The 26770-nt window shown below is 33.5% G+C and carries 23 protein-coding genes; 2 read left to right on the forward strand and 21 right to left on the reverse strand.

Features of this window, described 5'->3' with window-relative positions:
• Positions 1-12 precede the first annotated feature (12 nt).
• The 20 genes from NBE98_RS21255 to NBE98_RS21350 form a co-directional block, all read right to left on the reverse strand.
• Positions 13-885 carry a carbohydrate ABC transporter permease gene (locus NBE98_RS21255; protein ID WP_250817013.1) on the reverse strand — a complete coding sequence of 291 codons (873 nt, stop codon included), beginning with the start codon at positions 883-885 and terminating at the stop codon, positions 13-15.
• An 11-nt stretch (positions 886-896) separates the two neighbouring features.
• The gene (locus NBE98_RS21260; RefSeq protein ID WP_250817015.1) at positions 897-1883 is read right to left on the reverse strand and encodes an ABC transporter permease; all 987 of its coding nucleotides are present in this window, start codon (positions 1881-1883) and stop codon (positions 897-899) included.
• Positions 1884-1968: 85 nt separating this feature from the next.
• Positions 1969-3492: an extracellular solute-binding protein gene (locus tag NBE98_RS21265; protein ID WP_250817017.1), complete on the reverse strand. Its 1524-nt coding sequence runs from the start codon at positions 3490-3492 to the stop codon at positions 1969-1971.
• A 219-nt stretch (positions 3493-3711) separates the two neighbouring features.
• A complete protein-coding gene (locus NBE98_RS21270) occupies positions 3712-5955 on the reverse strand; it encodes a helix-turn-helix domain-containing protein (protein ID WP_250817019.1) in 2244 nt (747 codons plus the stop codon).
• 159 nt (positions 5956-6114) lie between these two features.
• Entirely contained in the window at positions 6115-7287 is a 1173-nt protein-coding gene (gene menC / locus NBE98_RS21275) for an o-succinylbenzoate synthase (RefSeq protein WP_250817021.1), read from the reverse strand.
• The gene (locus tag NBE98_RS21280) at positions 7284-8582 is read right to left on the reverse strand and encodes a beta/alpha barrel domain-containing protein (RefSeq protein WP_250817023.1); all 1299 of its coding nucleotides are present in this window, start codon (positions 8580-8582) and stop codon (positions 7284-7286) included. Before NBE98_RS21280 ends, menC begins: the two co-directional genes overlap by 4 nt.
• A 57-nt stretch (positions 8583-8639) precedes the next feature.
• Positions 8640-9602, reverse strand: coding sequence for a dihydrodipicolinate synthase family protein (locus NBE98_RS21285; protein WP_250817025.1), 963 nt, complete (start codon positions 9600-9602; stop codon positions 8640-8642).
• A gap of 15 nt (positions 9603-9617) precedes the next feature.
• Positions 9618-10790, reverse strand: coding sequence for a M20 metallopeptidase family protein (locus NBE98_RS21290; protein WP_250817027.1), 1173 nt, complete (start codon positions 10788-10790; stop codon positions 9618-9620).
• A 98-nt stretch (positions 10791-10888) separates the two neighbouring features.
• A complete protein-coding gene (locus tag NBE98_RS21295; RefSeq protein WP_250817029.1) occupies positions 10889-12202 on the reverse strand; it encodes a helix-turn-helix domain-containing protein in 1314 nt (437 codons plus the stop codon).
• Between the two features lie 163 nt (positions 12203-12365).
• Positions 12366-12560, reverse strand: coding sequence for an alpha/beta-type small acid-soluble spore protein (locus tag NBE98_RS21300; RefSeq protein ID WP_250817031.1), 195 nt, complete (start codon positions 12558-12560; stop codon positions 12366-12368).
• 301 nt (positions 12561-12861) lie between these two features.
• Positions 12862-13011: an OadG-related small transporter subunit gene (locus NBE98_RS21305; protein ID WP_250817033.1), complete on the reverse strand. Its 150-nt coding sequence runs from the start codon at positions 13009-13011 to the stop codon at positions 12862-12864.
• Positions 13012-13030: 19 nt separating this feature from the next.
• Positions 13031-14149 carry a sodium ion-translocating decarboxylase subunit beta gene (locus NBE98_RS21310; protein ID WP_250817035.1) on the reverse strand — a complete coding sequence of 373 codons (1119 nt, stop codon included), beginning with the start codon at positions 14147-14149 and terminating at the stop codon, positions 13031-13033.
• 112 nt (positions 14150-14261) lie between these two features.
• Entirely contained in the window at positions 14262-14621 is a 360-nt protein-coding gene (locus NBE98_RS21315) for a biotin/lipoyl-containing protein (protein ID WP_250817037.1), read from the reverse strand.
• A gap of 69 nt (positions 14622-14690) precedes the next feature.
• Entirely contained in the window at positions 14691-14897 is a 207-nt protein-coding gene (locus NBE98_RS21320; protein ID WP_250817039.1) for a hypothetical protein, read from the reverse strand.
• A 39-nt stretch (positions 14898-14936) separates the two neighbouring features.
• A complete protein-coding gene (locus tag NBE98_RS21325; protein WP_250817041.1) occupies positions 14937-16340 on the reverse strand; it encodes an oxaloacetate decarboxylase subunit alpha in 1404 nt (467 codons plus the stop codon).
• A gap of 130 nt (positions 16341-16470) precedes the next feature.
• Positions 16471-17004, reverse strand: a complete 534-nt coding sequence (gene citX, locus NBE98_RS21330) for a citrate lyase holo-[acyl-carrier protein] synthase (protein ID WP_250817043.1) — start codon at positions 17002-17004, stop codon at positions 16471-16473.
• Between the two features lie 14 nt (positions 17005-17018).
• A complete protein-coding gene (gene citF, locus NBE98_RS21335; protein WP_250817045.1) occupies positions 17019-18551 on the reverse strand; it encodes a citrate lyase subunit alpha in 1533 nt (510 codons plus the stop codon).
• An 82-nt stretch (positions 18552-18633) separates the two neighbouring features.
• Positions 18634-19518: a citrate (pro-3S)-lyase subunit beta gene (citE, locus tag NBE98_RS21340; protein ID WP_250817047.1), complete on the reverse strand. Its 885-nt coding sequence runs from the start codon at positions 19516-19518 to the stop codon at positions 18634-18636.
• A 2-nt stretch (positions 19519-19520) separates the two neighbouring features.
• Positions 19521-19817 carry a citrate lyase acyl carrier protein gene (gene citD, locus NBE98_RS21345; protein ID WP_250817050.1) on the reverse strand — a complete coding sequence of 99 codons (297 nt, stop codon included), beginning with the start codon at positions 19815-19817 and terminating at the stop codon, positions 19521-19523.
• 191 nt (positions 19818-20008) lie between these two features.
• The gene (locus NBE98_RS21350; RefSeq protein ID WP_250817052.1) at positions 20009-22198 is read right to left on the reverse strand and encodes a diguanylate cyclase domain-containing protein; all 2190 of its coding nucleotides are present in this window, start codon (positions 22196-22198) and stop codon (positions 20009-20011) included.
• Between the two features lie 231 nt (positions 22199-22429).
• On the opposite strand from NBE98_RS21350, the gene NBE98_RS21355 reads away from it, so the two are divergent.
• The gene (locus tag NBE98_RS21355; protein ID WP_250817054.1) at positions 22430-23377 is read left to right on the forward strand and encodes a PstS family phosphate ABC transporter substrate-binding protein; all 948 of its coding nucleotides are present in this window, start codon (positions 22430-22432) and stop codon (positions 23375-23377) included.
• A gap of 2 nt (positions 23378-23379) precedes the next feature.
• Positions 23380-24897, forward strand: a complete 1518-nt coding sequence (locus NBE98_RS21360; protein ID WP_250817056.1) for a DUF4163 domain-containing protein — start codon at positions 23380-23382, stop codon at positions 24895-24897.
• A gap of 52 nt (positions 24898-24949) precedes the next feature.
• On the opposite strand, the gene pckA is transcribed toward NBE98_RS21360, so the two are convergent.
• Positions 24950-26560: a phosphoenolpyruvate carboxykinase (ATP) gene (gene pckA, locus NBE98_RS21365; protein WP_250817058.1), complete on the reverse strand. Its 1611-nt coding sequence runs from the start codon at positions 26558-26560 to the stop codon at positions 24950-24952.
• Positions 26561-26770: the final 210 nt, after the last annotated feature.

The following is a 26770-nucleotide window of genomic DNA, read 5'->3' on the forward strand; positions in this document are numbered from 1 at the left end:
TCTTCTCCTTCCTTATCCCTTTACAGATCCAACCATTACACCTTTAACAAAATACTTCTGCAAGAAAGGATATACTGCAACGATCGGTACTATTGACACTATGGCTGTTGCATATTTTAAAGATTCCTCAACTACTACACTATCGCCACCAACCGAAACTACATCATTATTAAAGTTGGAACCTGATAAAAGAATTTCTCTTAAAATAATTTGCAAAGGGTACTTTTCCTGAGTCTTTAAATACATTAATGGCCCTAAATAAGAATTCCAAAGAGAAACAGCATAGAATAAACCTATTGTTGCTAGTATTGCTTTTGAAACTGGCAGCACAAGATAAAAGAAAACTCCTAAATCGTTTAATCCATCTATTTTTCCTGACTCCTCTATTTCAGTGGGAAACTGGGAGAAAAAGGTCCTCATAACCATAAGATTCCAGGTGCTTACTGCACCAGGCAGTACAATGGCCCATATAGTATCGTAAAGTCCTAAATTTTTAACTGTAAGATATGTTGGAATCATACCACCACCAAAAAACATAGTTATAACTATCATGATGTTGAAGGTCTTATTAAATATCATATATTTTTTGCTTAATGCAAAGGCTCCCGCACTAGTTATAACTAATGAAATTACCGTTCCTATTGCAACATAAATGATTGTATTTTTATAGGCAGTGAAAATTCTACTATCTTGAAATACAAACTTATACATTTTCAAATTAAACCCTTTAGGAAAGAAACTTATCTCATTTTTCATTACATATATATCTGAGGAAACAGATACTGAAAACATATATATAAAAGGATATAATGTTGCTGCTATAACTAACATTAAAAAAACTGTTCTAATTACTGTAAATACTGATATTTTATTGTTCTGAACCATTTCGCTACCTCCTACCATAAACTAGTATCTGAATACTTCTTTGCTAATTTATTTGCACCTAATACAAACACTAAATTAACTAAGGAGTTAAATAAACCTACTGCGGTTGCATAACTTATATTTCCTGATACAAGGCCTTGTCTATATACAAATGTACTTATTACATCAGAAGTTGAATATATAGCTGGATTTTGCATTAAAAGTACCTTTTCAAAGCCTACTTCTAGAATACTGCCTGTTCTTAATAAGAACATTGTTATAATCGTAGGTATTATGCTTGGAAGAGTTACATACAAAGTCTGCTTCCATCTATTTGCTCCATCAATTATTGCTGCTTCATATAGCTGTGGATCAACACTTGTTAAGGCGGCTAGGTAAATAATAGCTCCCCATCCCATTCCCTGCCATACTTCAGAAATTATATACAGGGGTCTAAACCATCCTGCTTCTACCATAAAGTTTATTTTTGTTCCTCCGAGAGCTTCAATTACAGTATTTACAATACCATGAGTTGGAGACAGAAACATCATTACCATACTTACTATAATTACTTGGGAAATAAAGTGAGGCATGTAGCTTACTGTCTGCACAAGTTTTTTGTATTTACTGCTTTTAACTTCATTTAAGATTAGTGCAAATATTATAGGTATAGGGAAAGTAACTAATAATGTCTGTAAACCTAATAAGAGTGTATTTTTTATAATAATAACAGCATCAGGTGACTTAAAAAACATTGTAAAGTATTTAAATCCAACCCACTTACTAGCAGCAAATCCCTTAAAAACTTGAAAATCTTTAAAAGCTACCAGTACTCCCCACATCGGAACATATCTAAATAAAATGAAATATATAAGACAAGGCAAAAATAAAAGCAGCAGATACTTGCTGTTATTAAAATCTTTTACAAATCTACTTATCTTGTTTTTAAAATTCAACTTATGTTTATCCATACCCTGCTTTCTTCTAGTTTTAGAATTCAACTTAACCTTTGCTTCCATCATATCCTCCAATCTACAGTCTTAAATTTGCCACATTGTACAACAGATATCGGTTTTTGTACCGATATCTGCTTTATAACAAAAATTATTTGCTGTTGCTTAATTGCCTGCCATAAGCTGTCTTATAAGTATCAACTAATTGCTTTATGCCTAGTTTTTCTACTTCCTGAACATACTTATCCCATTCACTCATCGGTCTTGTTCCAAGTATAAACTTTGAAATTTCCTGTTTCATAAACTTATCTATGCTTACACCAGCGGTTTGAGCAACTTCTCTTTCTTTATCATTAAGGGCAACATTAGGTCTTGCAGGTAAATCATACTTTCTACTCTCCTCAATACCTTTATTTAACTCTTCACTAAAGGTTGACATATGAGATGAGAAATCTGTTAATAGATAGAAACCATTTGTTGAAAGACCATATTTCTTTCTTACGCTTGTAATATCTGCAGCATCTATAAAATTTTTCTTTCCATTTTCATTCTTATAAGTTTTTCCTTCTTCTCCCCAGCTCATTAGCTGCTTAGCTTCGTCAGTATACATCCAATCACAGTACTTAAGTAATTGTTCCAAGTTCTTTGAATTTGCAGCTACATTATAACCTGCCACATTTACAGCTGAAGGTGCCATTTTGTCAACTCCATTAGCTCCACCCTTTGATGGTGCCATATAAGCTAATGAGAATTGAGGGTTATCTTTTCTAAGTGAACTATTAAAAAAGTCTATTCTTGATATATAGTCTATAGTAACAAATGCAGAATTCGTAGATATAGCATCCTGCCAAGCCTTTGTATTTTGTGATAAGAAATCTGGTGGTATTAATCCATCTGTATAAAGCTTGTTATAGAAAGCTATCATATCTCTAAAATTGTTTTCTATTGGTCCATATCTAAATTCTTTTTTGCTACTGTCGTAATACATTCCATAATCTGTTCCCCAGCTTGGAGCTATCATAGCAAGTTGTTCTAGGCCTTCTCTAAAATTATATGGATAGCTTTTTGGGTAAAGTTCTTTAAGCTTTTTTAACGCATCATAAAGTTCCTTATCATCTTTAGGAATTGCTATATTATTCTTCTTGAATATGTCCTCTCTGTAGAGCCACCCTCTTCTGTTAGTTTCTGCAATACCTTGCTCTGGAAATAAATAAAGCTTGCCATCTGCAGAAAGATAATTTGCTACATATTCTTTGTTCTTTTCCATCCACTTTTTAAAATTAGGAAGCTTGTCTAAATGATCTAGAACATTTACAAAAGCGCCTTGAGTCCCATATCTATGTGATACATCTAATCCAATGGTATACATTAAATCTGGTATAGTTCCAGAAGCCATTGTCATATTGATTTTCTCTGCATAATTTGTTGATACTGGAATTACATTAAATTTTACATTTGTCTTTTCAGCAATAGCATTTTCAATATACCATTCTTTTTGATATGGGAAGGTTGGATTACTCTGCACCATCATTTCAAAAGTAACAGCATCCTTAAATAATTTTCCTCCTGTCTGAGCTGGATTTTCATTTACAACATTTTTACCTTTAGTACATCCAGTTGCTAATGAAGTTACTAAAACTGCTGCTAGTAATGTTGAAAGCATTCGTCTTTTCATTATTTTTCCCCCTTATTTTTTTACTACCCTGGCCTTTTAGGTGAGGGTATTTTGTGATTTTAGGTTAACATCTCTTGCACAACGTTTTCAATTTTCCATTATTAATAAGCCTAACATAAATTAAAAATATTAATATTTGATAGTTATATTAATTTTTGTTAAGTCTAAATCTAAAAGGCGTACTATTGCTCATAGTACGCCTTTCTAACTAATATAACCTTATATACTTGCTTCCTGCCTATATTCTCTAGGCGATTTTCCAACATATTGCTTAAATATCCTGCTAAAACTATTAGGTGTATTATAACCTACATTCTGAGCTACTTCATTAATACTTAAGCTTGTTTCAGATAAAAGCTTCTTCGCTTTTTCTATCCTAAACTCATTTAGATAATTTACTAAGTTTATACCCATTTTATTCTTAAAGTATTGCGAAATATACTCTTTAGTTAAATTAAGCCTGTCAGCAAATAGTTCTAGATATATATCTTCATTATAATGAAGATGTATATATTCTAGAATAAAATCAACAATGTAATCTTTTTTGTTTTCCTTTAGTTTACAGGTCTCAATTGCTAGATTAATAATTTCCTCGCATAACTTTTTATATTGGTCAATGCTATAAAACTTGCTCGCTTTATTTTGTATCTGTGCAATGTTTATATTTACAGTTGCTTCTTCAACGCTATTTATCGCTGTAATACACCTATTTATAATCTCATTGAATATTACGCTAATATAAATTTGATTTACTTTTCCTTTTTTGTTGTATCCTAATACTTCGCTTAACCTCTTTAAAGCTTCCTCTAAATTACAGTTGTTTAATGCTTCGGTAAGCTGTTCAATTTGCCTTAGCGGGAAGTGAAACTTCTCTTCCTTTTGCATGTTTATTTTATTCACTTCTAAAATCTGATTGCTTTCTATAGGCTGTCTGTATTTTATAATATCATTAATACTCACATAACATTTATCAAATTCAGCAACATCATTACACAACTTACTAATAGCAACTGTAAAGAAAATATATTCATCCTCATATCCCAAGCATGATAAAATCCTGCTTATTATATCTTTGATATCGGAATCTGTCTTATCAGTTTGAATTACTAATATAAATTCGTCATCCTGAGATTGAAACACAGCTACATTGCTTATATGGTCAGTAATATAACCTTTAGTTAGTTGAGCTATACTAAAAGTAATCTTACTAGCTTCTATGTTAACTACCTCATAATACCTTTTTTTAAAATGCACTCTAAATCCAACGAGGATATAATCCTGTTCAATTATCATTTGATCTTTTGCTTCGCTTAGGTTCATATAAATATTTTTTATCTTAGAAAAATAGAATAAGCTTTCAAGCATTGAATTTTTCTTATTAATTTCTTTGTTGTAGTTTGAATTTTGAGTAATTATATCTTCAATATTGCTTCGAATAAACTGAAACTCTTCTAAGTTATTATTATTTGATCTTTGCTCTGATATGTTTTCTATAAAGTCTATAATGCTTGTAACTGGTTTACTGAATCTATTTGAAATAATAAATGATATAGATAAACTTATCAAAACAGTACTAATAGTAATAAAAACAAATAAAATGTTAACTTTTAGCATAAGGCTGTTCATATCTTTAGTTGGCATATACTTTACATAAGTTATTCCCTCTATAGAGGATTTATTTGAAAATATATAACCTTGCTTTTGTTTATCTACTCCAGTCAGCTTTTGAATATCAATATCTAAAACTCTGTTTTGAGATTTTGCATAGATAATTTCACTGCTTTTATTATAGATATAAAAATCATTTGAAAATTCATTTTCGTTAGCCTTTATGATAGAGTCAATATCTACTAATGCTACCATTATAAATCTTGAATTATTAACTTGCTTAAAAGCTACAGGCATAAGAAACATTTTTGTTGTTTGGTTTGGATTGCTGCTGTCAATAAAATCTACTGTCCTATAAAATCCGTTGTAAAAATTTTTACTACTTTCTTTCAGCCAGAATTCCTCATTATATATTCCACTATTATAAAATGTGTTAAAAAATTTCCTTCTATCATAGCTGCCTTCGGAAGTCAAAATCAAATCAGAGTTTTCTCTTACTATAAAAATATTTTTAATATTTTTGTTAAAGTTTGTATATCCACTTAGTCTATCTATAATAAGCTTTTCTTGATAATTTGATAAGGTTTCATTATTCGCAATAGCTTTAAAGTCATCTTCCATATATATTCTTAACAAATTATTTTGAATCTGCTCAAAGCTCATATTTAACTTATTAGCTAAAACTTCTACTCTCTGATTTGAATTATTTATCAATTCTTTTTTAATGTAATTTTTATACAAAACATATGAAAAAAAATGAAGTAAAGAAGATATAAAAATTATAACTAAAAAGCTAAGCATTAACCTTGAAAAAAGAGATTTAAATTTAAATATATCTCTGATACTTTTTTTCATAGTTCCCCCTAAATCTAATATCCTTAGTTTGCTTAATTATAACATATAGACGTTTTCAATTCTAGAATATTAGCTGTATAAAAAACAAGGACACTGGTGAATCTTAATTTGTCAAGGTTCCTCAGTGTCCTATTAAATTTGTATAAATATGAAATTCTGCTAGCTCACTTTTTCAATTAGTCTTCCATATTTTTCGAAGTTATATTTATTAATCATATTTTCTATCCCTACACTTAGGGGCACCACAATCTTTCCATCTTTACTCATGTGAAGTTCAATTAGGTCATTATCAGCTCCATACCATCTCTCGCTAGCTTCAACATCTGCGGGAAACTTAAAGCCTTCAAAGCTAGCTAATGTAAGAATTGGTATTGCACCAATACCTGATTCTGGCATTGTTCCCCCCCATAATTTAATATCATTTTCAACTGCTAGCTTGTAAATTTTAAGTCCTTCTAAAAGTCCTCCTATACGCTGTATTTTTATGTTCCATATATTCGATGCTTTAACTTCTAATACCTGCTTTGCAACTTTTAAAGATTTTAGAGATTCATCTAAGCATATTGGAGTTCTCACTAACTTACACAGCTTTGCGTGATCAAGTATATCATCATGGTGAAGGGGCTGCTCATAAAATAAGCATCTGTATTTATCCATCTGACTAAATAATTCACTATGAGTATCAAAATCAAAGGAAGAGTTGGCATCAATCCATAATGGGAACTCTCCTGTTACTTCTCTCGCTGCCTTTAAAGCCTCTACATCCCATCCTGGCTTAACCTTAATTTTAATTCTTCTATAGCCTTGTTCCAGATATTCTCTTATCCATTTCTTTAAAGTATCTATACTGTTATCAACTGGTATACCAACAGAAACCCCTGACTCAATATAGCCTTTGGATTGAAGGAATCTGTCCTCTACCTTCATTTGCTTTAGTTTATAAATAATTAGTTCCTTCATAGTTATATTGTTTTTTCTACAAATAAGATCCCAATAAGCATTTTCTATTCCTGCTTTTGCAAAATTATTTCCTCTAACCCCTAAACTCAAAATATCATTAATATCCTCAATGGATTTTATTTTTTTACCTACAATTCTTTTAAAAAGCAGATCGTGATATAAAGCCTTTACAGAAGATATTGTTTCTGAAGAATAATACGGCTCATCAAAGGGCGCCGCTTCGCCGTATGCTTTAATATGTCCGCTATTCAAGATTACTATTAACGAACTCCTAAAATACGATACACCACCGCTTATTTGAAAAGGTTCCTTTAAAGGTATTTTTATTTCATACAGTTCTATACTGTCTATAATTGCACTTTCATCTATCATATAATGTCACCATCCCAATTATCAAATAGGTTATGCTTTTTATAAAGCTCTACTACATCATAAAACTTGATTATATCTTTCTGATTTTCAAGAAGACCTTTTTCATTTAAATATATTAAACCAGCTAAAAGCCCATCTTGTGGATTAAATATGAGTTCATGCATTGCTTTTGAAATTCTTCCACCCTTTTTCATTTTGTAATTTTTATCTGGGACTTGAAAATAGGTATGAAGCTGACCATTTTCACAGCCTCTTAAAGCATATTCAAGCATCATTCTTCCTGATTGAATATTCCCTGTTGCACTTATAGGCATATTTTTCACTTCTACACCTGAAGCTTGCTCTAATACTCTAATTTCAGTCAAAGCTTTAAGATTTCTGTCACTTAAATCAAAGCCACCATAAGCTACACCTTTTTTCCCCTCAAATATCTTCCCAAAATCAAATAATCTGTTAAAACATATTAGATAATCCACATTACTATCTTCTTTGCACATTATAGCTTTTAAGAGTTCAAGCTGAAAGTCATCCTCAAAAGCTGCATTCATAAGTTTTACTCCTAAATATAACTGCTCTTTTTCTGCAAATTTTTTGATTATAGTTGGAACTTTATTAAGCCACCATAATATAGTCTCTTTATTCTTACTCATGTCTGAGCCAGCTAAGGTTGGACTAAAATCTTTTTCTAGATGCATAGGACAGCTATCTGTATTTTCATTCCATACTTTAAAAAGCTTTTTGATGGTATAAGCATATTCAGCTTCATTAAATGCCTCTTCTTTACTAGCTGGGAGATTAAATTTACAGGAAGGTATTATAGGAATATTCTTTGTTTTCCCTAGTTTTAGACTTTGTGCCATAAATTCTAGGTAATCTTCAAAGCTCTTATGCCAACCTCTACCCTTCCAAGTAACTGTATTACCTTTTTCTCCTCTCTTGCTCAAAATTTCTTCAACTATCATTTTAGGCTCATTAATCTTCCAAGCATCCATAGTTGAGTTTCCTGCTTCATCCTGTGAGATTACTGTTTTTAGAACTATAAAACCTATACCTTGATTTATGCTTGATTCAATTTGACTTAAATTAGTTGACAATTGCCCAGAAGCTATGCCAAACGGATTCTTAATTCGCATCTTTCCATACCTAGAAGAAATATCTACTTTATATTCCTTTAGTATGTACTCTTCTATATTATCTGGCGTTCCTTCTTCTGCAAATCTTTCATAGTCCTTTTGTATTTTTCCTAAGAGGCTTTGCCTAATATTGAATTTTCCTAATAAATTATAAGTTCTCATCTTACTCTCCTATACTGCTCTTTTAACTTATAAACTACCTATTTCTATGTACTCTTATTACAGTTCCCCAATTTCTTTAAGCACTGACTCAATTTTTTTCACTTCTTCAGTATCAAGCTCTTCAATTGGTCCAAATAAGTCATAAGTTGATTCTTTAGGTATTACTCCAAGAAGATTTAAAACTGTAAGCATTCTCTTAATATATCCTTCCATAGGCTTTACAAAGGTGCACTCTGCAAGCTTATCAACCTTCTCTGATAATTCAACAAATAGCTTAAAATCCTTATTGTAGTATGCATCCATCATTCTCTTCTGCAAAGTTCCACAGGCAGCCCCTAATCCCACTAATGCTCCTTGCGCTCCACGCATTAGAGTATATCCAAACATTCTATCTTCCCCTGTTATAAGCATTTTTTGAGGAAATTCCTTCTTGATGAATTCTGCAGTGTCTTGATATGACATAACAGAATCTAAGGTAGCCATCTTTATTCCTATAACTTCTTCTATTGAAAGAAGTTCTCTTAAAACATTTCTAGAGTAAGATATACCACCAGCTTCTTCATATAAGTAAAACAATATTACTGGAAGGCCTACTTTTGCTATTTCTTTATGATAGCTAACTATTTTACTATTCAGGTCTTCGTTTCCCTTAAATATATTTGGTGCATAAACAAGCACTGCGTCGGCTTTTAATTCTTTAGCTTTTATGGCCATCTCTAAGCTTCTTTTTATATATTCATCTTCTGGATTATCACACTTTAAACATTCTGCTATATTTGCACCTACACCAGCAATAATTAATTTATCTGGAAAGGCCTCTCTCCAACTCTTCAATACATATTCTCTTTGCTCTTCAGTTATAAGAAGCCCTCTTCCTGTATGAACCCATACAGCAAAACCTGAAACTTCTTGCGTTTTCATATATTCTATATAACTCTCTTGTGCCTTTTCATCTAATTCACCGTTCTTCTTGAAAGGTATAGGCACTGCTGGAAAAATTCCTTTTAAAATTTCTTTCATTTTTACCACCTCTTATTACTCTAAAAATTTTATTGCAGAAGCTGTTAATAATTTTACTCCTATTCCTAAAACTCTTTCATCAAAATTAAACTTTTCATGATGTAAAGGGAATTTATTCTCATCATCTCTAGTACCGATAAAGAACATGCATCCCGGCACCTTTTGCAAATAATAAGCAAAATCTTCTGCTGTCATATATGGATTTGTGAGCATCAACACATTCTCTTTACCTAAAACTTCTTCTCCTATTTCCCTAATGAAGCTAGTTACTTCAGGATTATTTATAGTTGCCGGGTATTGTTTTGTGTATTTAAATTCGAAGCTTACATCACTAGCTATACAAATACCTTCAACTATTTTTCTCAATCTATTTTCAGCAAAGTCCCTTGTTCTATTATCTATAGTTCTCACAGTTCCTGTAAGCATTGCCTCATTTGCAACTATATTATAGGCTGTTCCTGAATTAAAAGTTCCAATTGTAACCACAGCACTGTCTAAAGGATTTATTTCCCTAGCAATAAAACTTTGTATAGCACTAACTACTTCTGTTGCTGCAATTATTGCGTCTTTCCCTAAATGAGGCATAGCACCATGAGCGCTCTTCCCATACAGTTTGATTTCAATTTTATCATTAGAAGCCATAATACATCCTTCTTTTATACCTATTTTCCCCTTTGGAACATCTGGCCATAGATGAGCAGCTATAATGGCATCAACCTTTGGAATATCTAAAACATTTTCCTTTAACATTCTTTCAGCTCCGCCATATTGCTCTTCGGCTGGCTGAAAAATAAATTTAATATTCCCTACGATTTGATCCTTAATGCTGTTTAATACCATTGCAGCACCAATAGCCATTGCAACATGTCCATCATGACCACAAGCATGCATATATCCTTTTCTCTCAGACTTATAAGAAATCTCATTTTTTTCTTCGATATTTAATGCATCTATATCTGCCCTAATAGCAAGTGTCTTTCCTGGCTTGCTTCCAAAAATTACTCCGACAACTCCAGTACCTGCAATACTTCTCTGCGTATCTACTCCCATGCTTTCCAACACACTAGCAATAAATTCAGCTGTCTTATGTTCATTTAAAGCTGGTTCAGGATACTTATGCAATTCTCGTCTGATACTTATAACTTTATCAATAATATTTTCAACTTCGTTTCTTAAATTCTTTTTCATTATAATCACTTCCATTTAAACTTTAAATCAAGGTCCTTTAATAGTCCCTAATTAGGTGTAACATAAGCCTATAGATATATCCTATTATAAAATAAACCTTAGAAGGAAATTTTAAAGATTTGCCTTGGCCTGCCCCTACCAGCTGGCTGTTCTTCGCCAATTGCTGAGGCTATGCCTGCTTCTTCAAGGCTTACTAGTATTCTCCTTGCACTTCTCAGAGTTATATTTAGGCTGTCTGCTATTTCATTTGCTGTAATAGTTTCCTTGTCTAAATTTTTCATTATCCCAGATATCTTTCCTAGAGTCATTACACTAATATTTGTTTTTTCAGACAACTTAATTATTTTTTCCTCTTCAGTTTTAGAATAAAATTCAATAGATTTTCCAGGCTCCAAGGGTCCTTTTACTTTTCCATCTTCTAACACAACATAGCAGCTGTTCTTATTATAGTTAATAGCATACTTTAAGGCTTCATTACTATTTTTCTCACCCTCATTTGCCGAATATCCATACCCTAACCCTATACAAACTCTAAATGGAAGCTGGTTGCTTATTTCTTGTACTAAGGGCATAAATTTATAATTTTCTGTTGTAGCTTCTACCGCTCCCCTTGTAGCATAAAATCTATATTCATCCTCGTTAACAAATTTCATAGAAGCTTTCATTTTTTCGCAAAAGTTAATGAATAGTTCGGTCATAGTCAATTTCATTCTTTGCTGTTCATATTCTGATGGAGAGTAATTATCTAAATCATTCCAATTTAAAACTTTCAATACTCCTGCACACAATTGGGTTTTTCTAGCTGCAATGTTTTTTGCTTCCAAGGCTGCAAGTTCTAGGGTCTGTCTTATAGATATATTTGTAGGCTCTGTTCTACAGACTGGTACGCCAAGCTCTTCTAATTTTTCATAGGCTGAAGTAAGACAAGTTATTGCAAAATCTATCTTGCCACCTTTATACAAATTATAATGAAAGTCAACTAACTCCTCAGCGGTAACATAACTTTCATAATCCTTAACATTGATTTCATATCTATCTAAGCCTAACTCATCAAGCATCTCCTCAACACTCTCTTTATGAATCGTATCAATGCTAAATCTAATAATATCTTTAGAGCTTAGGTTTAAAACTTCCATATTATTAAATAACGTTCTATAAAAAGCAGTACCTGAGTAGGAAATATGAAGCATTGGGATATCTTTATCTACTGCTTTTTTAACCATAAAGTACGGTATAGGTCCAGTAAATAAAATTAAATCTGATTCTTTAGCACAGTTATTTGCTATCCTTATGCTCTCACTTTCATTTTTGTATATATATTGTTCAAGAACTAAATCCTTAAACCTTTTTCCTTCCTCCAATGTCTTGTCCACTAAATCTTTAGGCCCTACTACCGCTACCTTAAAAGGCATAATTTTTCACTCCTAACATCATGTCCTTAAATAGTCCTTAATTAAATATTACCACCTTTATTTTTATTTTCAACTACTTTTTAAAATTTTTTAATAAAAAGGGGTAGTTTTTCTTTTAAGATAAACTACCCCTTTTCATAATTAGCTTTTACTATAGTATTTATTATAGTTTTTGTTCGTAAGCTTCAACCATTTTCTTAACCATTTGTCCGCCTACTGATCCAGCTTCTCTTGAAGTTAAATCTCCATTGTAGCCTTCCTTTAAGTTAACTCCTACTTCTCTTGAAGCTTCCATTTTGAACTTGTTTAATCCTTCTTTAGCTTGTGGTACTAATACTCTATTACTTCTGTTTGACATATCGATGTCCTCCTTTGTTTTTATTATGTAATAATTGTTGTTTGTACTATTATTATTATCCATCACAAGATTATTACACTATGATTTTAGTGGCAATTATTCCATAATTTATTAAGTCTTAAGATAAGCCTTAATTTTTCTGCTTGAGCAGCTATAACCTCTGCCTTTTTGAAAAACATTCTGTATATGTATCTCTATTCAAAGAAATATTTGTTCATAAAAAGTAAAAGCTGTAGATGGGTTTATACACATTAAACCGCACCTACAGCTTCTAATAGCTTTATATTACTTAGCATTTAAATTATTTTGATTTTGATTTTGGCTCTGGGAATGCAAATATTAATAACTTGATCAAAAGATATATTGCAATTAATACTACGAAAATTCCAGCCATACCTGATACTAAAACACCTAATGATGTCTTAAAGTTTGCCATTACTGCGCTATTCATATATTCCACCTGCCTAAAATTATATTAGATTTAGTATTAATCCACCAGCTATAACTGAAGCTATCTGTCCTGCAACATTAGCTCCAACAGCATGCATTAATATAAAGTTTTGATTGTCTTCTTTTTGTGCCATCTTCTGAATTACTCTTGAAGACATAGGGAAGGCTGAAATTCCTGCAGCGCCAACCATTGGATTTACTTTGTTCTTTAAGAAAAGATTTAAGAACTTCGCAAATAAACATCCTGCGATTGTATCAAAAATAAATGCAACAAGTCCAAGACCAATTATCATTAATGTTTGTAAGCTTACAAATTCTTCAGCTCTCATAGTAGAAGCAATAGTTATTCCTAGTAATAAAGTTATGATATTAACAAGTTCATTTTGTGCAGTTTTGGATAGTCTCTCTAGAACTCCACATTCTCTTATTAAGTTACCAAACATTAAGAATCCTATTAGTGCTACAGAAGTTGGAGCTATAAGTCCTGCAACTACAGTAACTACTATAGGGAAAAATATCTTAGTTTTCTTTGATATGCTAGAAGGCTTGTAAGGCATTCTTATCATTCTTTCTTTCTTAGTTGTAACCAGCTTTATAGCAAATGGCTGAATTACTGGTACAAGTGACATATATGAATATGCTGCTACTGCTATAGGTGCTATATATTTACTATTAAAGTAGTTAGCTACAAATATTGAAGTAGGACCGTCTGCTGCTCCTATAATACCTATTGAAGCTGCATCTTTCATGTCAAAGCCTAAAAGTGCTGCTGCACAGATTGTAAAGAATATACCAAACTGAGCTGCTGCTCCGAATAAAAGCATGAAAGGGTTGGACAAAAGTGGTCCGAAGTCTATCATTGCTCCTATACCTATAAATAAAAGCAGTGGGAACATTTCTGTTGCTATTCCTCCATGGAAAAGAAAGTCCAGTATTCCTTCCATCTCGGTTCCATTAAGTGTTTGAGTTATTGCTCCAGAAAAAGGTATATTAACTAATATTGCTCCAAATCCCATTGGTAATAATAATGCTGGCTCAAAATCCTTTGCTATAGCTAAATAAATAAGTATTGCACCAATAAGCCACATTACTAGTTGCTTAGCTGTAATAGCCATAATGCCATCAAGTAAAAAATCCATTGTATAATTTTCCTCCTTTTTGTCGGAAACACTGAGTAATCAAAGATCACTCGCTCCGCTCGCTGATTACTCGTTAAAGGTCATTTAGACCTTTAACCTCCTTAAGTTTTTATTATGCAAATTGAACAAGAAAATCTCCTGTACTTACAGCATCTCCCTTTGCAACACCTACTGAAGCAATCTTTCCATCAACAGGTGAAACAATTTCATTCTCCATTTTCATAGCTTCTAATACTAGCAATACTTGACCCTTTTTAACTACATCTCCAGCTTTAACATTAACACTAACAATATTTCCTGGCATTGGAGCATCAACCTTTTCTCCACCTGAAACTGGCGCAGCAGCTGGAGCTGGTGAAGTTTTTGGAGCTGACTTTGCTGCCGTTGTTATAGCAGCTGATGTTTCAGCAGTTACTTCTTCCATTTCGACTTCATAAACCTTATCATTTAACTTTATCACATATTTTTTCATATTCTCTAATCCTCCTAGTATTCCTTTTTTGCACTTAACAATTATTAATTGTTAAGCCCCTAATATCAATTACTTAATTCTTGTAATACTCGAAATATGGTAATGAGAATCCGGCTTGTCCTTACCAGCCATAATTGAAGCTGCTAGAGCCACCACTAGTCTATCCTCTTCATCAATTTCAAGAGATCCCTGTTGAATCTGTGTGCTTTCTTCGACAGCTTCCTCAGGCTCTTCATATCTATTAAATATTTTTAACAATGTGTCTTTTAGTGACATTTTTTCACCTCCGTTGTTCGGTGCAATGGGTAGTCTTGCTTACATAGTTACATAAATATGATGTACTTCGTCTTTATTATCATCAGCCTCAGTTACTGCTGAACCATTTAGTCTGTATTCAAAGAACTTCTTAGCAACCTGTGGGAATAGTGTGTAGGATAATACATCCTCCATTGATGTTGCCAATTCCCCAATTTCAGCTTTATATTTGTCAAGCTCTGGCTGCAGAAGATCAGCTGGTCTTACTGTTACAACTTTTTCATCACCGATTATTTTCTTTCTAATATCATCGCTGATTGGTGCTGGTGAAGCTCCGTAAAGCCCCTTAACGTATTCCTTGATTTCCTTAGGAACCATCTTATATCTTTCGCCTGTAAGTACGTTAAACACTGCCTGTGTTCCAACCATCTGGCTAAGTGGAGTAACAAGTGGCGGGAAGCCTAAATCTTCTCTAACTCTTGGAACTTCCTTTAGCACTTCCTCATACTGGTGCTCAGCCTTTTGAGTCTTAAGCTGTGATAAAAGGTTTGAAAGCATTCCTCCTGGAACCTTGTAGGATAAGGTTTTTGGTTCAACATCCATAACCTTAGGGTCTAGTATTCCTGCTTTTCTGTACTTCTCCTTAATTGGCTTGAAGTAATCTGCTATTTCACCTAATAACTCTACATCCATTTCTGGAGCACGGTTTCCTTCTTTAAGGGTTACAACCATTGATTCTGTTGCTGGCTGTGAAGTTCCTTCTCCAAATGGTGATATTGCTGTATCAATTATATCAACTCCAGCTTCAACTGCCATTAGGTAAGTCATTGAAGCTATACCGCTTGTGCTGTGTGTATGAAGCTCTATTGGAATGCTTACTGCTTCCTTTAGCTTCTTAACAAGCTCATAGGCTGAATGTGGAGTTAGTATACCAGCCATATCCTTTATGCAGATTGAATCTGCACCTAGGGCTTCCATCTTCTTTGAAAGCTCTACAAAGTACTCTATTGTATGAACTCTGCTGGTTGTGTAGCTTATTGCACACTGACAGTGAGCTCCTGCTTTCTTAATTGCTTTTATTGAGGTTTCAAGATTTCTTAAATCATTTAATGCATCGAAAACTCTTATTATATCAATTCCGTTTTCAACGGATTTTTTAATAAACTCTTCTACTACATCATCAGCATAATGCTTGTACCCTAAAAGGTTTTGACCTCTTAGAAGCATTTGAAGCTTAGTATTTTTAACTCTTTTACGAATTTCTCTTAATCTTTCCCATGGATCTTCATTTAGGAAACGAAGACAAGCATCAAAGGTTGCTCCTCCCCAAACTTCCAATGAATAATATCCAGCGTTATCCATTTTCTCTAAGATAGGAAGTATTTCTTCCGTCTTAAGTCTTGTGGCAATAAGAGACTGATGTCCATCTCTAAGTGCTGTTTCCGTAATCTTTATTGGATTCAATATTATAACCTCCTTTAGATTTATGACAACCCTCTCATTTCCCTATAAGTTAAACAATTTAACTTGTTAAAAAGTTATATTTAAAAAAAGTTGAATTGTTAACTTTTTAGGCTGCGAGATAATTAAGCCATCACAATTTAAAATATTCTGCTGTTGTTGCTTCGATATGAGCGAGTAATGCACTTACCTCGTGTCTTCTCGACCTGCCGCACTCAAAAGCACTGTTCTCACACAATAAGCATTTTCTTTGCCCGATTCCAAGCTCCTGTCTTGAAACCTGAGTTCCATCAGCCTTTACAACATCAAAGTCATAAAGCCTTCCTAAAGCATGGTTCTCTTCAATTGAAGTTGTAAGTTGCTTCAATTTTACCGGAATAATATTAAAAACAGCAAAGTACTCTGGCCCGCTGTTTTTATACCATACCTTTTCAAAAATTATATCTATAGAGGCTTCTGAAAGCTTCTGCTTAAAAGCTTCTAAGCCTGCATCAAAGATTTGCTTTATAAGTAAGCTGTACTTTACAGGGCCTGGTATATTTAACTTATAGGATACGATAGTCATTTTGTATTTGTTTAATAAATACTCCTGAAATTCCACTCTCATATCCCTTGCTTCCAATATATCCTGAAGACTCTGCTCCTCTCCCTTAAAGTACTCGCTCACTTATAATCACCATCCTATTTTACTTTTCTTACAACGTCTATAACACTTCCGTCTCTGTACTCGATGATACCAACAACTTCATCTTCATACTCTATCTTGTCTGGAACTCCTACTATATTGTAAGCCTTTTCCTTTAATTGTTCAATAGTTACAAGTGGAATTCCTGCTGCTTTGTAAGCTTCTATTAAGTCTGTTCTTTTTGGGTTTACTGCTACTCCAGCATCAGTAACTACTACATCAATGCTTGAGCCTGGTGTAATAACAGTGTTTACTTCTTCAACTACACAAGGTATTCTTCCACGAATTAATGGAGTAACTATAACAGTTAACTTCGCAGATGCAGCTACGTCGCAGTGTCCGCCTGACGCCCCCCTTAAAACTCCATCCGAACCTGTCATAACATTTACATTAAAATCTGTATCTATTTCTAGCGCTGATAAAACAACAACATCAAGCTTGTTAGCTATGCAGCCTCTATTATGTGGGTTTGCATAGAAAGAAGCGTCTATTTCATGATGGTTTGGATTTTTTGCAATTGAAGCTGCTCCAACCAAGTCAAAATCCTGTACATCATAAACATGTTTAATTAAGCCTTCTTCATGCATTTCAGCTATTGGTTTAGTTATTCCACCTAAAGCAAAGCTAGCTTTAATGTTTCTTGCTATCATTTCATCTCTTAAGAATCTGCTTACAGCTAGAGCAGATCCACCAGTTCCTGTTTGGAATGAATATCCATCCTTAAAATATGGTGAATTTACTATTGCCTTTCTTGCATAATCAGCTATTAAAAGTTCCTTTGGATTCTTAGTGTATCTTGTAGCACCTGAAGCTATTCCCTTAGGGTCTCCGATTGAATCAATCTTCACTACATAATCAACATAAGTTTGGTTGATGCTTGCAGGCATATTTGGAAACTCTACTAATGTATCTGTTAATATAACAACTTTGTCTGCATACTGAGCATCCACCATTGCATATCCTAATGAACCGCAATTTGCTGTTCCTCTTGTTCCGCTTGCATTTCCATATTCATCTGCTGCTGGTGCACCTAGGAAAGCAACATCTATCTTGATTTCTCCTGCTTCTACTGCTCTTGCTCTACCACCGTGGGATCTTATGATTGCTGGCTCCTTCAGTATTCCACTGGAGATTGCTTCTGCTAAAGCACCTCTTAAACCACTTGTCGTAATTTTTGTAATTACTCCATTTTTAATATGTTCTATAAGTGGCTTGTGTACACCTGCTAGTGAGCTTGAAGCTAGAGTTAAATCCTTAATTCCAAGCTTTGCAATTATATCCACAACTGAGTTAAGGATATAATCACCTTCTCTAAAATGATGATGGAAGGATATTGTCATTCCATCCTTTAAACCGCTCTTTACAACAGCTTCTTCAATGCTGTTTAAAAGTTTTGTTTCACCTGGCTTTACTGGCTTTATTTTAGGAGTTGCTTTTACAACTTCTCCTTCAAATGCAAATTCACCTTCGAAAAGTCTTTTTCCATTTAATATTTCTTGTGGAATTTCTCTACCGATACTATTACGCATTTATTTCTTCCTCCTCATTTCATTCCTCGGAACAATGGGCAGCCTGAAATGGCCGGTTCCATTAGGCTAGTCTACCCGTTGCTTAATCTTCCTTATAAACGCCTGCAGCGGCTGCTAATTGAAGTACTCTCTCTGCTCTGTCTACAATAGGCTTATCTACCATTTTTCCGTTTACAGATATTACTCCAAGGCCCTTTTCTTCTGCTTCTTTAGCAGCTCTAACGATAGTGATAGACTTCTTAATTTCTTGTTCACTTGGTGTATAAATATCATGAACAGGCTGAATTTGTCTTGGGTTTATAACTGATTTACCATCAAAACCAAGCTGTTTTATAAGTTCTACTTCTCTTCTGAAGCCTTCTTCATTATCAACTTCTGTATAAACTGTATCTAAAGCATAAATTCCTGCTGCTCTTGCTGCAATAACAATTTGAGATCTTGCTCCTAAAAGTTCCATTCCGTCTGCATATCTCTTAGTCTTCATGTTTGTTACGTAGTCCTCAGCTCCTATAGCAATACCGATAAGTCTTTTACTTGCGGTAGCAATTTCATAAGCATTTATAACTCCTATAGGACTTTCAATAGCAGCCATCATTCTAGTACTTCCAATTTCTCTTCCGCACTTTCTTTCTACTTCTTCAATAGCAGCTTCAACTTCTAGTATATCTTCTTTTCTTTCTGTTTTAGGAAGTCTTATAACATCTACACCTGCTCTAACAACAGCCTCGATATCATCTCTTCCAAAAGGACCATCTAATGGGTTTATTCTAACAACTAGCTCTGTATTGCCATAGTCAATTGTCTTCAATGCATTGTAAACTAAGAATCTAGCTGAATCCTTCTCTGTTACAGCTACAGCATCTTCAAGGTCAAACATAATGGAGTCTGCCCCATATATATAAGCATCCTTCACCATTGCAGGATTGCTTGCTGGAAGGAACATCATGGTTCTTCTTAATCTTTCCATAACTACATTACCTCCCAATCAAACTTTTCTTTAACTCCTGCTGCTCTGTGAGCTGCAGCCTGAACTCTAGCCTTTATTGTGCAGTCTAAAGCACCTTTGTCTGTAGCTATTACTCTTGCATTCTCAATCTTTAAGCTGTCCAAGGTTTCTGTTATAACCTTTCTTATTTGTCTTCCAAATTGCTTTTCAACGCTGCTCTTTAATTCTATCTCTATTCCTGCTTCAGCTTTTGGCTCAATGATTATTTGGATGTCACTGGATTCTAAAGTTCCAGCTATAGCATTATTTATAAGCTTCATTGTCATGTCCTCCTTCAATATTACTTAGTTCAATTATAAGTTAATGAACGTTTACACCCAAGTTTTTTTAGTGTATTTCGTGTATTTTTGGTGTTCTTTTAAACAAAACCTTAATAATAAAAAAAGTGCAAAATCTTAATAATTTTGCACTTAGGATAATTTTATCTCAGAAACATTTGAATATTTATATATTAATATTTTACTATAGTATTCCTGCCCTTTTGTTTTGCAGAATATAAAGCTTTGTCAGCAAAATCTGTTAAACAGTTTATCGATAAATCCTCCCTAGGTATGAGAGTAGAAATACCAACAGTTAAGGTTACATGATCCGCCACATCGGAATAATTATGTTCTATCTTTAATGCTTCTATGGAATCTTTCACAGCTTCAGCTATACAAAGCGCAGCTTCGGAAGATGTATTTGCAAATACTGTTACAAATTCATCCCCCCCGTATCTTGCCGCAAATCCCCCTGCTTCAACCGCCACAGTTTGAAGAGTTTTTGCAATTTGTTGAATACAATAATCCCCTGCGAGGTGTCCATAGTTGTCATTGTACTCCTTAAACTTATCTACATCGATAAGCATAAGTGAAAGAGGTTGATGGCTCATTCTTGTACTTTCCCATAAGATCTCAACTTCTTTATCAAAATACCGCCTGTTAGGTATTTCCGTTAATCCATCCAAATTAGAGAGACTGAGCAATTTCTCGTTTAACTTTTCGAGAGCAGCTGATTTTTGTGCGTTTCTAATTGCAATAGCTATATATGAAGCAAGTGCTTTTACAGTATCAAGATTGTACTGAGAGTAAGCATTTTTTTCTCTGCTTTGTACTGTTATTACACCTAATACTTCATTTTCAAAGATTAGTGGACAGTATATTATGGAACCCATTTTAACTCCGTAAGTGATTTTTCTATCTGAAATATATTGCTTATATTCTTTGTCAGTATCATTAACAAGCATTTCTTTCTTATTTAGAATACACCAGGAAGCCCAATTATCTTTGCTATCAATTTTGTTAGTATACACAGGATTTCTCTTAGAATCCTCAATAAATAAGCTGTATTCAATATCACCAGTATTTTCGCGATATAACGCAATTCCAAAAACATCAGCTGGCATTAAACTATTTACACTCTCATATACTAAATCTAAAATTTTTTCAAAATCTAGTGTAGAAGTAATGCTTTGCCCTATTTCACTTACGGTCTTCATATTATGATAGGATTCCATAAGTTCTGCTGTCTTTTTCTCTAGGGCCTGTGTTTTTTCTTTCAATTCAACGTTTCTAAGTCGGTATATTTCTTTTTCCTGATGAGATTGCTCTATTTTAAATTGAAGTGTAATATTTTTTAATTTATGTGAAATATCATCGTTTGAACTATTTCTTTCTGAATCGTGAAACCTTTTATAATAGTTCAAAGCCTTGTCAAGCTGTCCTATCTTCTCATGAATTTGGGCTAGATATGAATATATTTTTATTATATCTTTAGAATTCACATCTTGGGCTAAAACTAGCGCATTTTGCAAATACTCAATAGCTTCATCATTATTACCCTTTTGTTCCAACAGTTTATGAATATCTATCATCTTGCTTATTATAAAATTAACTTCTCCTACAGCTTTACTAATATCCAAGCTTTTTAAAAATAAATTTAAAGCCTTCTCTGTATCACCTTGATTGCGGGCAATTTTACCAAGAAGGTGCTGACACGCTGCTTCAACCATTTTATCTTTAATCTTGCAGGACATATTCAAACTTTTCTCTGTATATTCCTTCGCTAAATCATAATCATTTAAGTAATAGTAAACTTCTCCAATATTTTGAAGTAAAACACATTTAACATTTTCATCACTTATCAAATTGCATATTTCAAGACTCTGATAATAGTATTTTAGTGCCTCTTGGTAATTCTTCAGTTCTTTATAAATTTCGCCAATATTGTTTAATACGCTGGATTCGCCCCTCTCAAACCCACCCTGCCTCATAATTTCCAAAGACTTCATATAATACTCTAGAGCTACACTGTAGTTAGTCAGGTCAAGGTTAACGTTACCCAAAGCATTTAGTGTATCTGCTTCATACTTATTAAAGTTTTCATCTTCTGCAATCTGTAGTACATCCATTAAACAACTTATTGCTTTTTCAAAATTTCCAACAGCATATGAAGCTTTTCCAATATTTAATAAGCTTTTAGCAATTCCTCTAGCGTAATGTAGCTCTTGTGAAAGCTCTAAAGCCCTATCAGATAATTCAATAGTTTTTAAAGGGGTAATCCTTATTACCTCTTCAGCGCAAGTATTCAATTTATCAATTTCTTCTATCCTGCTCCAGTTTGAAACTTTGTTATCACTATGTTTCATATTATAAGTTTCCATAAAACATCTCCAGTCAAAGCAATATGCTATTTAAAAAGCTAGCTTTTCTTACTTATAATTTTATCAAATCTGATTTTTTTCTACAAGAATAATCGTTTAGTAATTTAAACTCTTAAAATAAAAAAATTTATCGCTTAATGGATTTTCCATACACTTATGTATTGCTTCTAAAATATATGGTATAATTTTACTATAGTTAAATAAATATCAATTAGATATGAGGTATTATCTATGAAAAAAAGTTTTTTTGTAGCTCTGTTGGCTGCACATATCTTGCTATATGGCTGCAGCTCCAACAATTTAACAAAGGATAACCCTAAAAACATTCCTGTTAATCCTTCAACACCTGCAGCCTCAAGCACAAAAGAAATTATAAGGCCTGGCTTTACAAAAGAAACCTATCCTAAAATTGACGGTTCTACAGCAACAATTCCTTTATCAGAAGCTCTAGCTTCAAGTATTCTTCAAATTTCCAAGGAGGAAGCCTCAAAATTTATTAAACACAATACAACTCACGATGCCTATGTAAACTTAATAAATGGAAAAGCAGATATGATTCTTGTTACTGAGCCTTCAAAGGAAGAACTTGCTTTAGCTAAAGACGCTAAGATAGAACTTGAGGTTATTCCAATTGTAAAGGAAGGTTTTGTATTTTTAGTAAATACGAAAAATCCTGTAAACTCACTTACTCAAAACCAAATCAAGGCTATATACCAAGGCAAAATAAAAAGTTGGAAGGAAGTTGGCGGCGCTGATGAGGAGCTTATCGCTTATCAAAGGGAATCGAACTCAGGAAGTCAAACTCTTATGCAGCAGCTTGTAATGAAGGATACTGCTATGATAAACTCTCCTAAGACCATAGTGTATGGAATGGATGGACTAATTGAAAGCATAGCAAAGTATGACAACTCAGAGAAAGCTCTAGGTTACTCTGTTTTTTACTATGCGAAAACAATGTATAACAGAGATACTATAAAGCTTATTGCAGTTGATGGAGTATTTCCTGAAAATAAAACCATAGCTTCTGGAAAATATCCTTATTCTACTTGCTATTACGCAGTTTTAAATAAAAAAGCTCCTTCAGAAGCTCCTGCCAGAAAACTTTTGGAATGGCTACTTAGCAAGGATGGTCAGAAGCTTGCAGAAGCTTCAGGCTATGTTCCCTTAGAGGTGAAGTAAGTATGAGAAGGCTTATGTTTCTAGTTGTGCTTTTTTTCAGTATCTTCTTAAGCGGCTGCAGTAGAGTCAATAGAGATGAACCAAAGCCTATTCATACTTCTCCATCGGTGAACAGTATAAGCAATGCAGAAGCTTCAGCTTATTCAAGCCCACAACAGCAGGTATCCTTAAAAGACATAAAGCTGGTTAAAAAAGCTAATAAGACTCAATATCTCCTTACAAACGGAATTGAAATAAAATATAATAATAAATCTATTTCTACTGAAAAAGGTGAAATTCAAATATTTCTACCACAAATTAAAGGACTTAGCGATAAAGCCTTAGAAGATAAAATTAATAAAAATATCCACGCTGATGTAGATAAAGAGGTTAAAAACTTTATAGCAGAACAAGACAGTGAACAAATGGTCTTTGCTGAATGTGGGGTTGAATTAAACGCAAATAATCTTCTTTCCATAAGCATACGGGGCTACTATACTCCACCAAAATTTGGATTATTATATAGACTGACAGATGGAACAAAATTATCTTTAAAGGATATTTTTACTGAAGGAACAGATTATGTAGCCTTGTTAAACAGAAAAGTAGTTGAAGGTATTGCTGGCGAAGATATATCTGAAGAGTATTTGCTAAAGGAACCCTTTAAAACCATAGATTCTGACCAAAACTTTGTGCTTTCAGGCTCTGATCTGTATATGGTTTTCCATAAAGGAGAAAAGGGGTTTTATGAAAGAAGTTCTGTTAAAGTACCCCTGTCTGAAATTGATGATTATGTTGATGTAGCAGACAGGTACTCATCAACGCAAAGAAAAACTCAGCTTCGTTCAGAATTCTTTATAAGAAACAACAATATTTTTGTTGCTACAAGGGGAGAAGTTTATAAACGAGATATAGGAAACCTCTGGATACACTATCCAGTAATAGCTGGAATTAAAAATTCTGATTATGAGAAAAAGATTAATTCTATAATCAGAAATAGCATAAATGAAATTAAAGACAGCAGCGTGTTTATTGGCTTGCCTAAAGGCGGTGAGGAATACAGAAAAGACTGCATTGCCATAATAGATTTCACTGTTACCTTTAATCATTATGGTATATTATCAATTGAAAGAAATATTGAAACTCTTAATCCAAATAATACCCTTGAGTCTTTGCACAAGGTATACTGCTTTGACTTAAGAAAGTATAACGAAGCGGATGTAAAAAGCCTTATATCAAACTACTTGGCGAAAAGTAAAGCAAAAGAGGACGCCTTTGTTAATTCTGTTAGACAAAGCCTAACTCAGGAATGTACAGCTAGAAAAATTAAAATAAAGAACCTCAATGATTTTAATATAGACTTTGATTTCATAAAGCAAAACGGTCTGTTCTATTTTACAAAGCGTTTTGATGAGGATGAATTGCTTATCCACATTTCTTTTACTGGAAAAGGAGCTAATGGAGCTGACTTAATAACGGATTGTCAAATTCCATTAAAAACTATGCACTCAACAGCTCCTGAGGATTTTTTTGGTTGGTAACAAATAAAGGAGCAGCTACATGCTATAGCTGCTCTCTTACTTATATTTTATCTTATTTACTTGCTGCAATTCCCATTTCAACATAAGAGCAGTTTTCTACTGGTCCAGCTTCAACAATATCCTCTGGAACATTTTTAAACTTCTTAAAGTTATTCTTAAACTTGGAAGCTAGCTCTACAGCCTTTGCCATATATTCCTCTTTATCCCCCCAAGTGTTTTCCGGGTCAAGTATTTCGCTTGGAACTCCTGGACACTCTTCTGGAATCAGCACCTTAAATATTGGATGCTCTGTAAAAGAAACCTCTTTTAGCTCGCCCTTTAATGCAGCCGTTACCATAGCACGAGTATAAGAAAGCTTCATTCTCTTACCCTTGCCGTAAGCTCCACCAGACCAGCCAGTGTTTATTAAATACACTTCAGCCTTATGCTTTTCTATCTTTTCTCCTAAAAGCTTTGCATAAACTGCTGGATGCATTAGCATAAAAGGTTCTCCAAAGCAAGCTGAGAAAGTAGCTTTTGGTTCTGTTATTCCTCTTTCAGTACCAGCTAGCTTGCTTGTATAGCCAGACATAAAATGATACATTGCTGCTTCCTTTGTTAGCTTTGAAACTGGAGGTAGTACTCCAAAAGCATCTGCAGTTAAAAAGATAATTGTATTTGGATTATTTCCAACTCCATTTTCTTTAATGTTATCTATATAATCTAACGGATAAGCCGCTCTTGTATTTTCTGTTAAGCTTCCATCATTATAATCTGGAATTCTGTTTTCATCTAACACAACATTTTCTAAAACAGTTCCAAATCTTATAGCTTCGTAAATATCTCTTTCTTTTTCTTTTGAAAGGCTTATAGTTTTTGCGTAGCAGCCGCCTTCAAAGTTAAACACTCCATTATCGCACCAGCCATGCTCATCATCGCCAATAAGCTTTCTTTCTGGGTCTGTAGAAAGTGTTGTCTTTCCTGTACCTGAAAGTCCAAAGAACACTGCTGTGTCCCCTTCTTCTCCAATGTTTGCTGAGCAGTGCATTGGAAAAACTCCCTTAAGAGGAAGCAGGAAATTCATTAAAGAAAATACAGATTTCTTTATTTCTCCTGAATACTGTGTTCCACCTATTAAAACAACTCTTTTATCAAAATTTATAATAATAAAGGCTTCTGAATTAATTCCATCCTCTGCCCCCTTAGCCTTAAAGCTTGGTACAGATATTATGGTAAAGTAAGGTGAAAAATCCTCCAGCTGTTTATCTTCAAGTCTTCTAAACATATTCTTTGCAAATAAAGCTTGAGAAGCATATTCAGTAACAACTCTTATATTAACCTTGTATTCTTCTAAAGCTCCAACATATCCATCAAATACAAATAGTTCCTTATCGCTTAAATTATCTACAACTTTATTGTAAAGTCTGTCAAAAACCTCTTCTTCTATTGGTATATTTACTTCTCCCCAATTTATCTTATCCTCTATGCTTTTCTGTTTAACTATAAATCTGTCCTTTGGAGATCTTCCTGTATATTTCCCCGTATGAACCACTAAGGCTCCCTTGTCTGATAGTGTTCCTTGCCCTCTCATTACAGCCTCTTCAATAAGCTCTGGTGTGCTTAAATTTCTGTAAACTGACGTACGGCAATTGATGTTCAAATAACTTAAATCCACTAAATTCATACTTTTACCTACTCCCCCGAAATTAATCATTTTTATGTATTTAAACGCTTTCAGTAAAATACTTGTGTCTACGCCTTTATTATAATGGCATTACAAGTATAATTAAAATATATATTTTATATAATGTTCATAGATTTTATCTATATGAGAAGTTGCATATTACTATGAAAACTTAAAGTAGATTTCCATTGCCTATGGCTGTTTTACAAG

Source organism: Clostridium swellfunianum, assembly GCF_023656515.1.
GTDB classification, from domain to species: Bacteria; Bacillota; Clostridia; order Clostridiales; family Clostridiaceae; genus Clostridium_AT; species Clostridium_AT swellfunianum.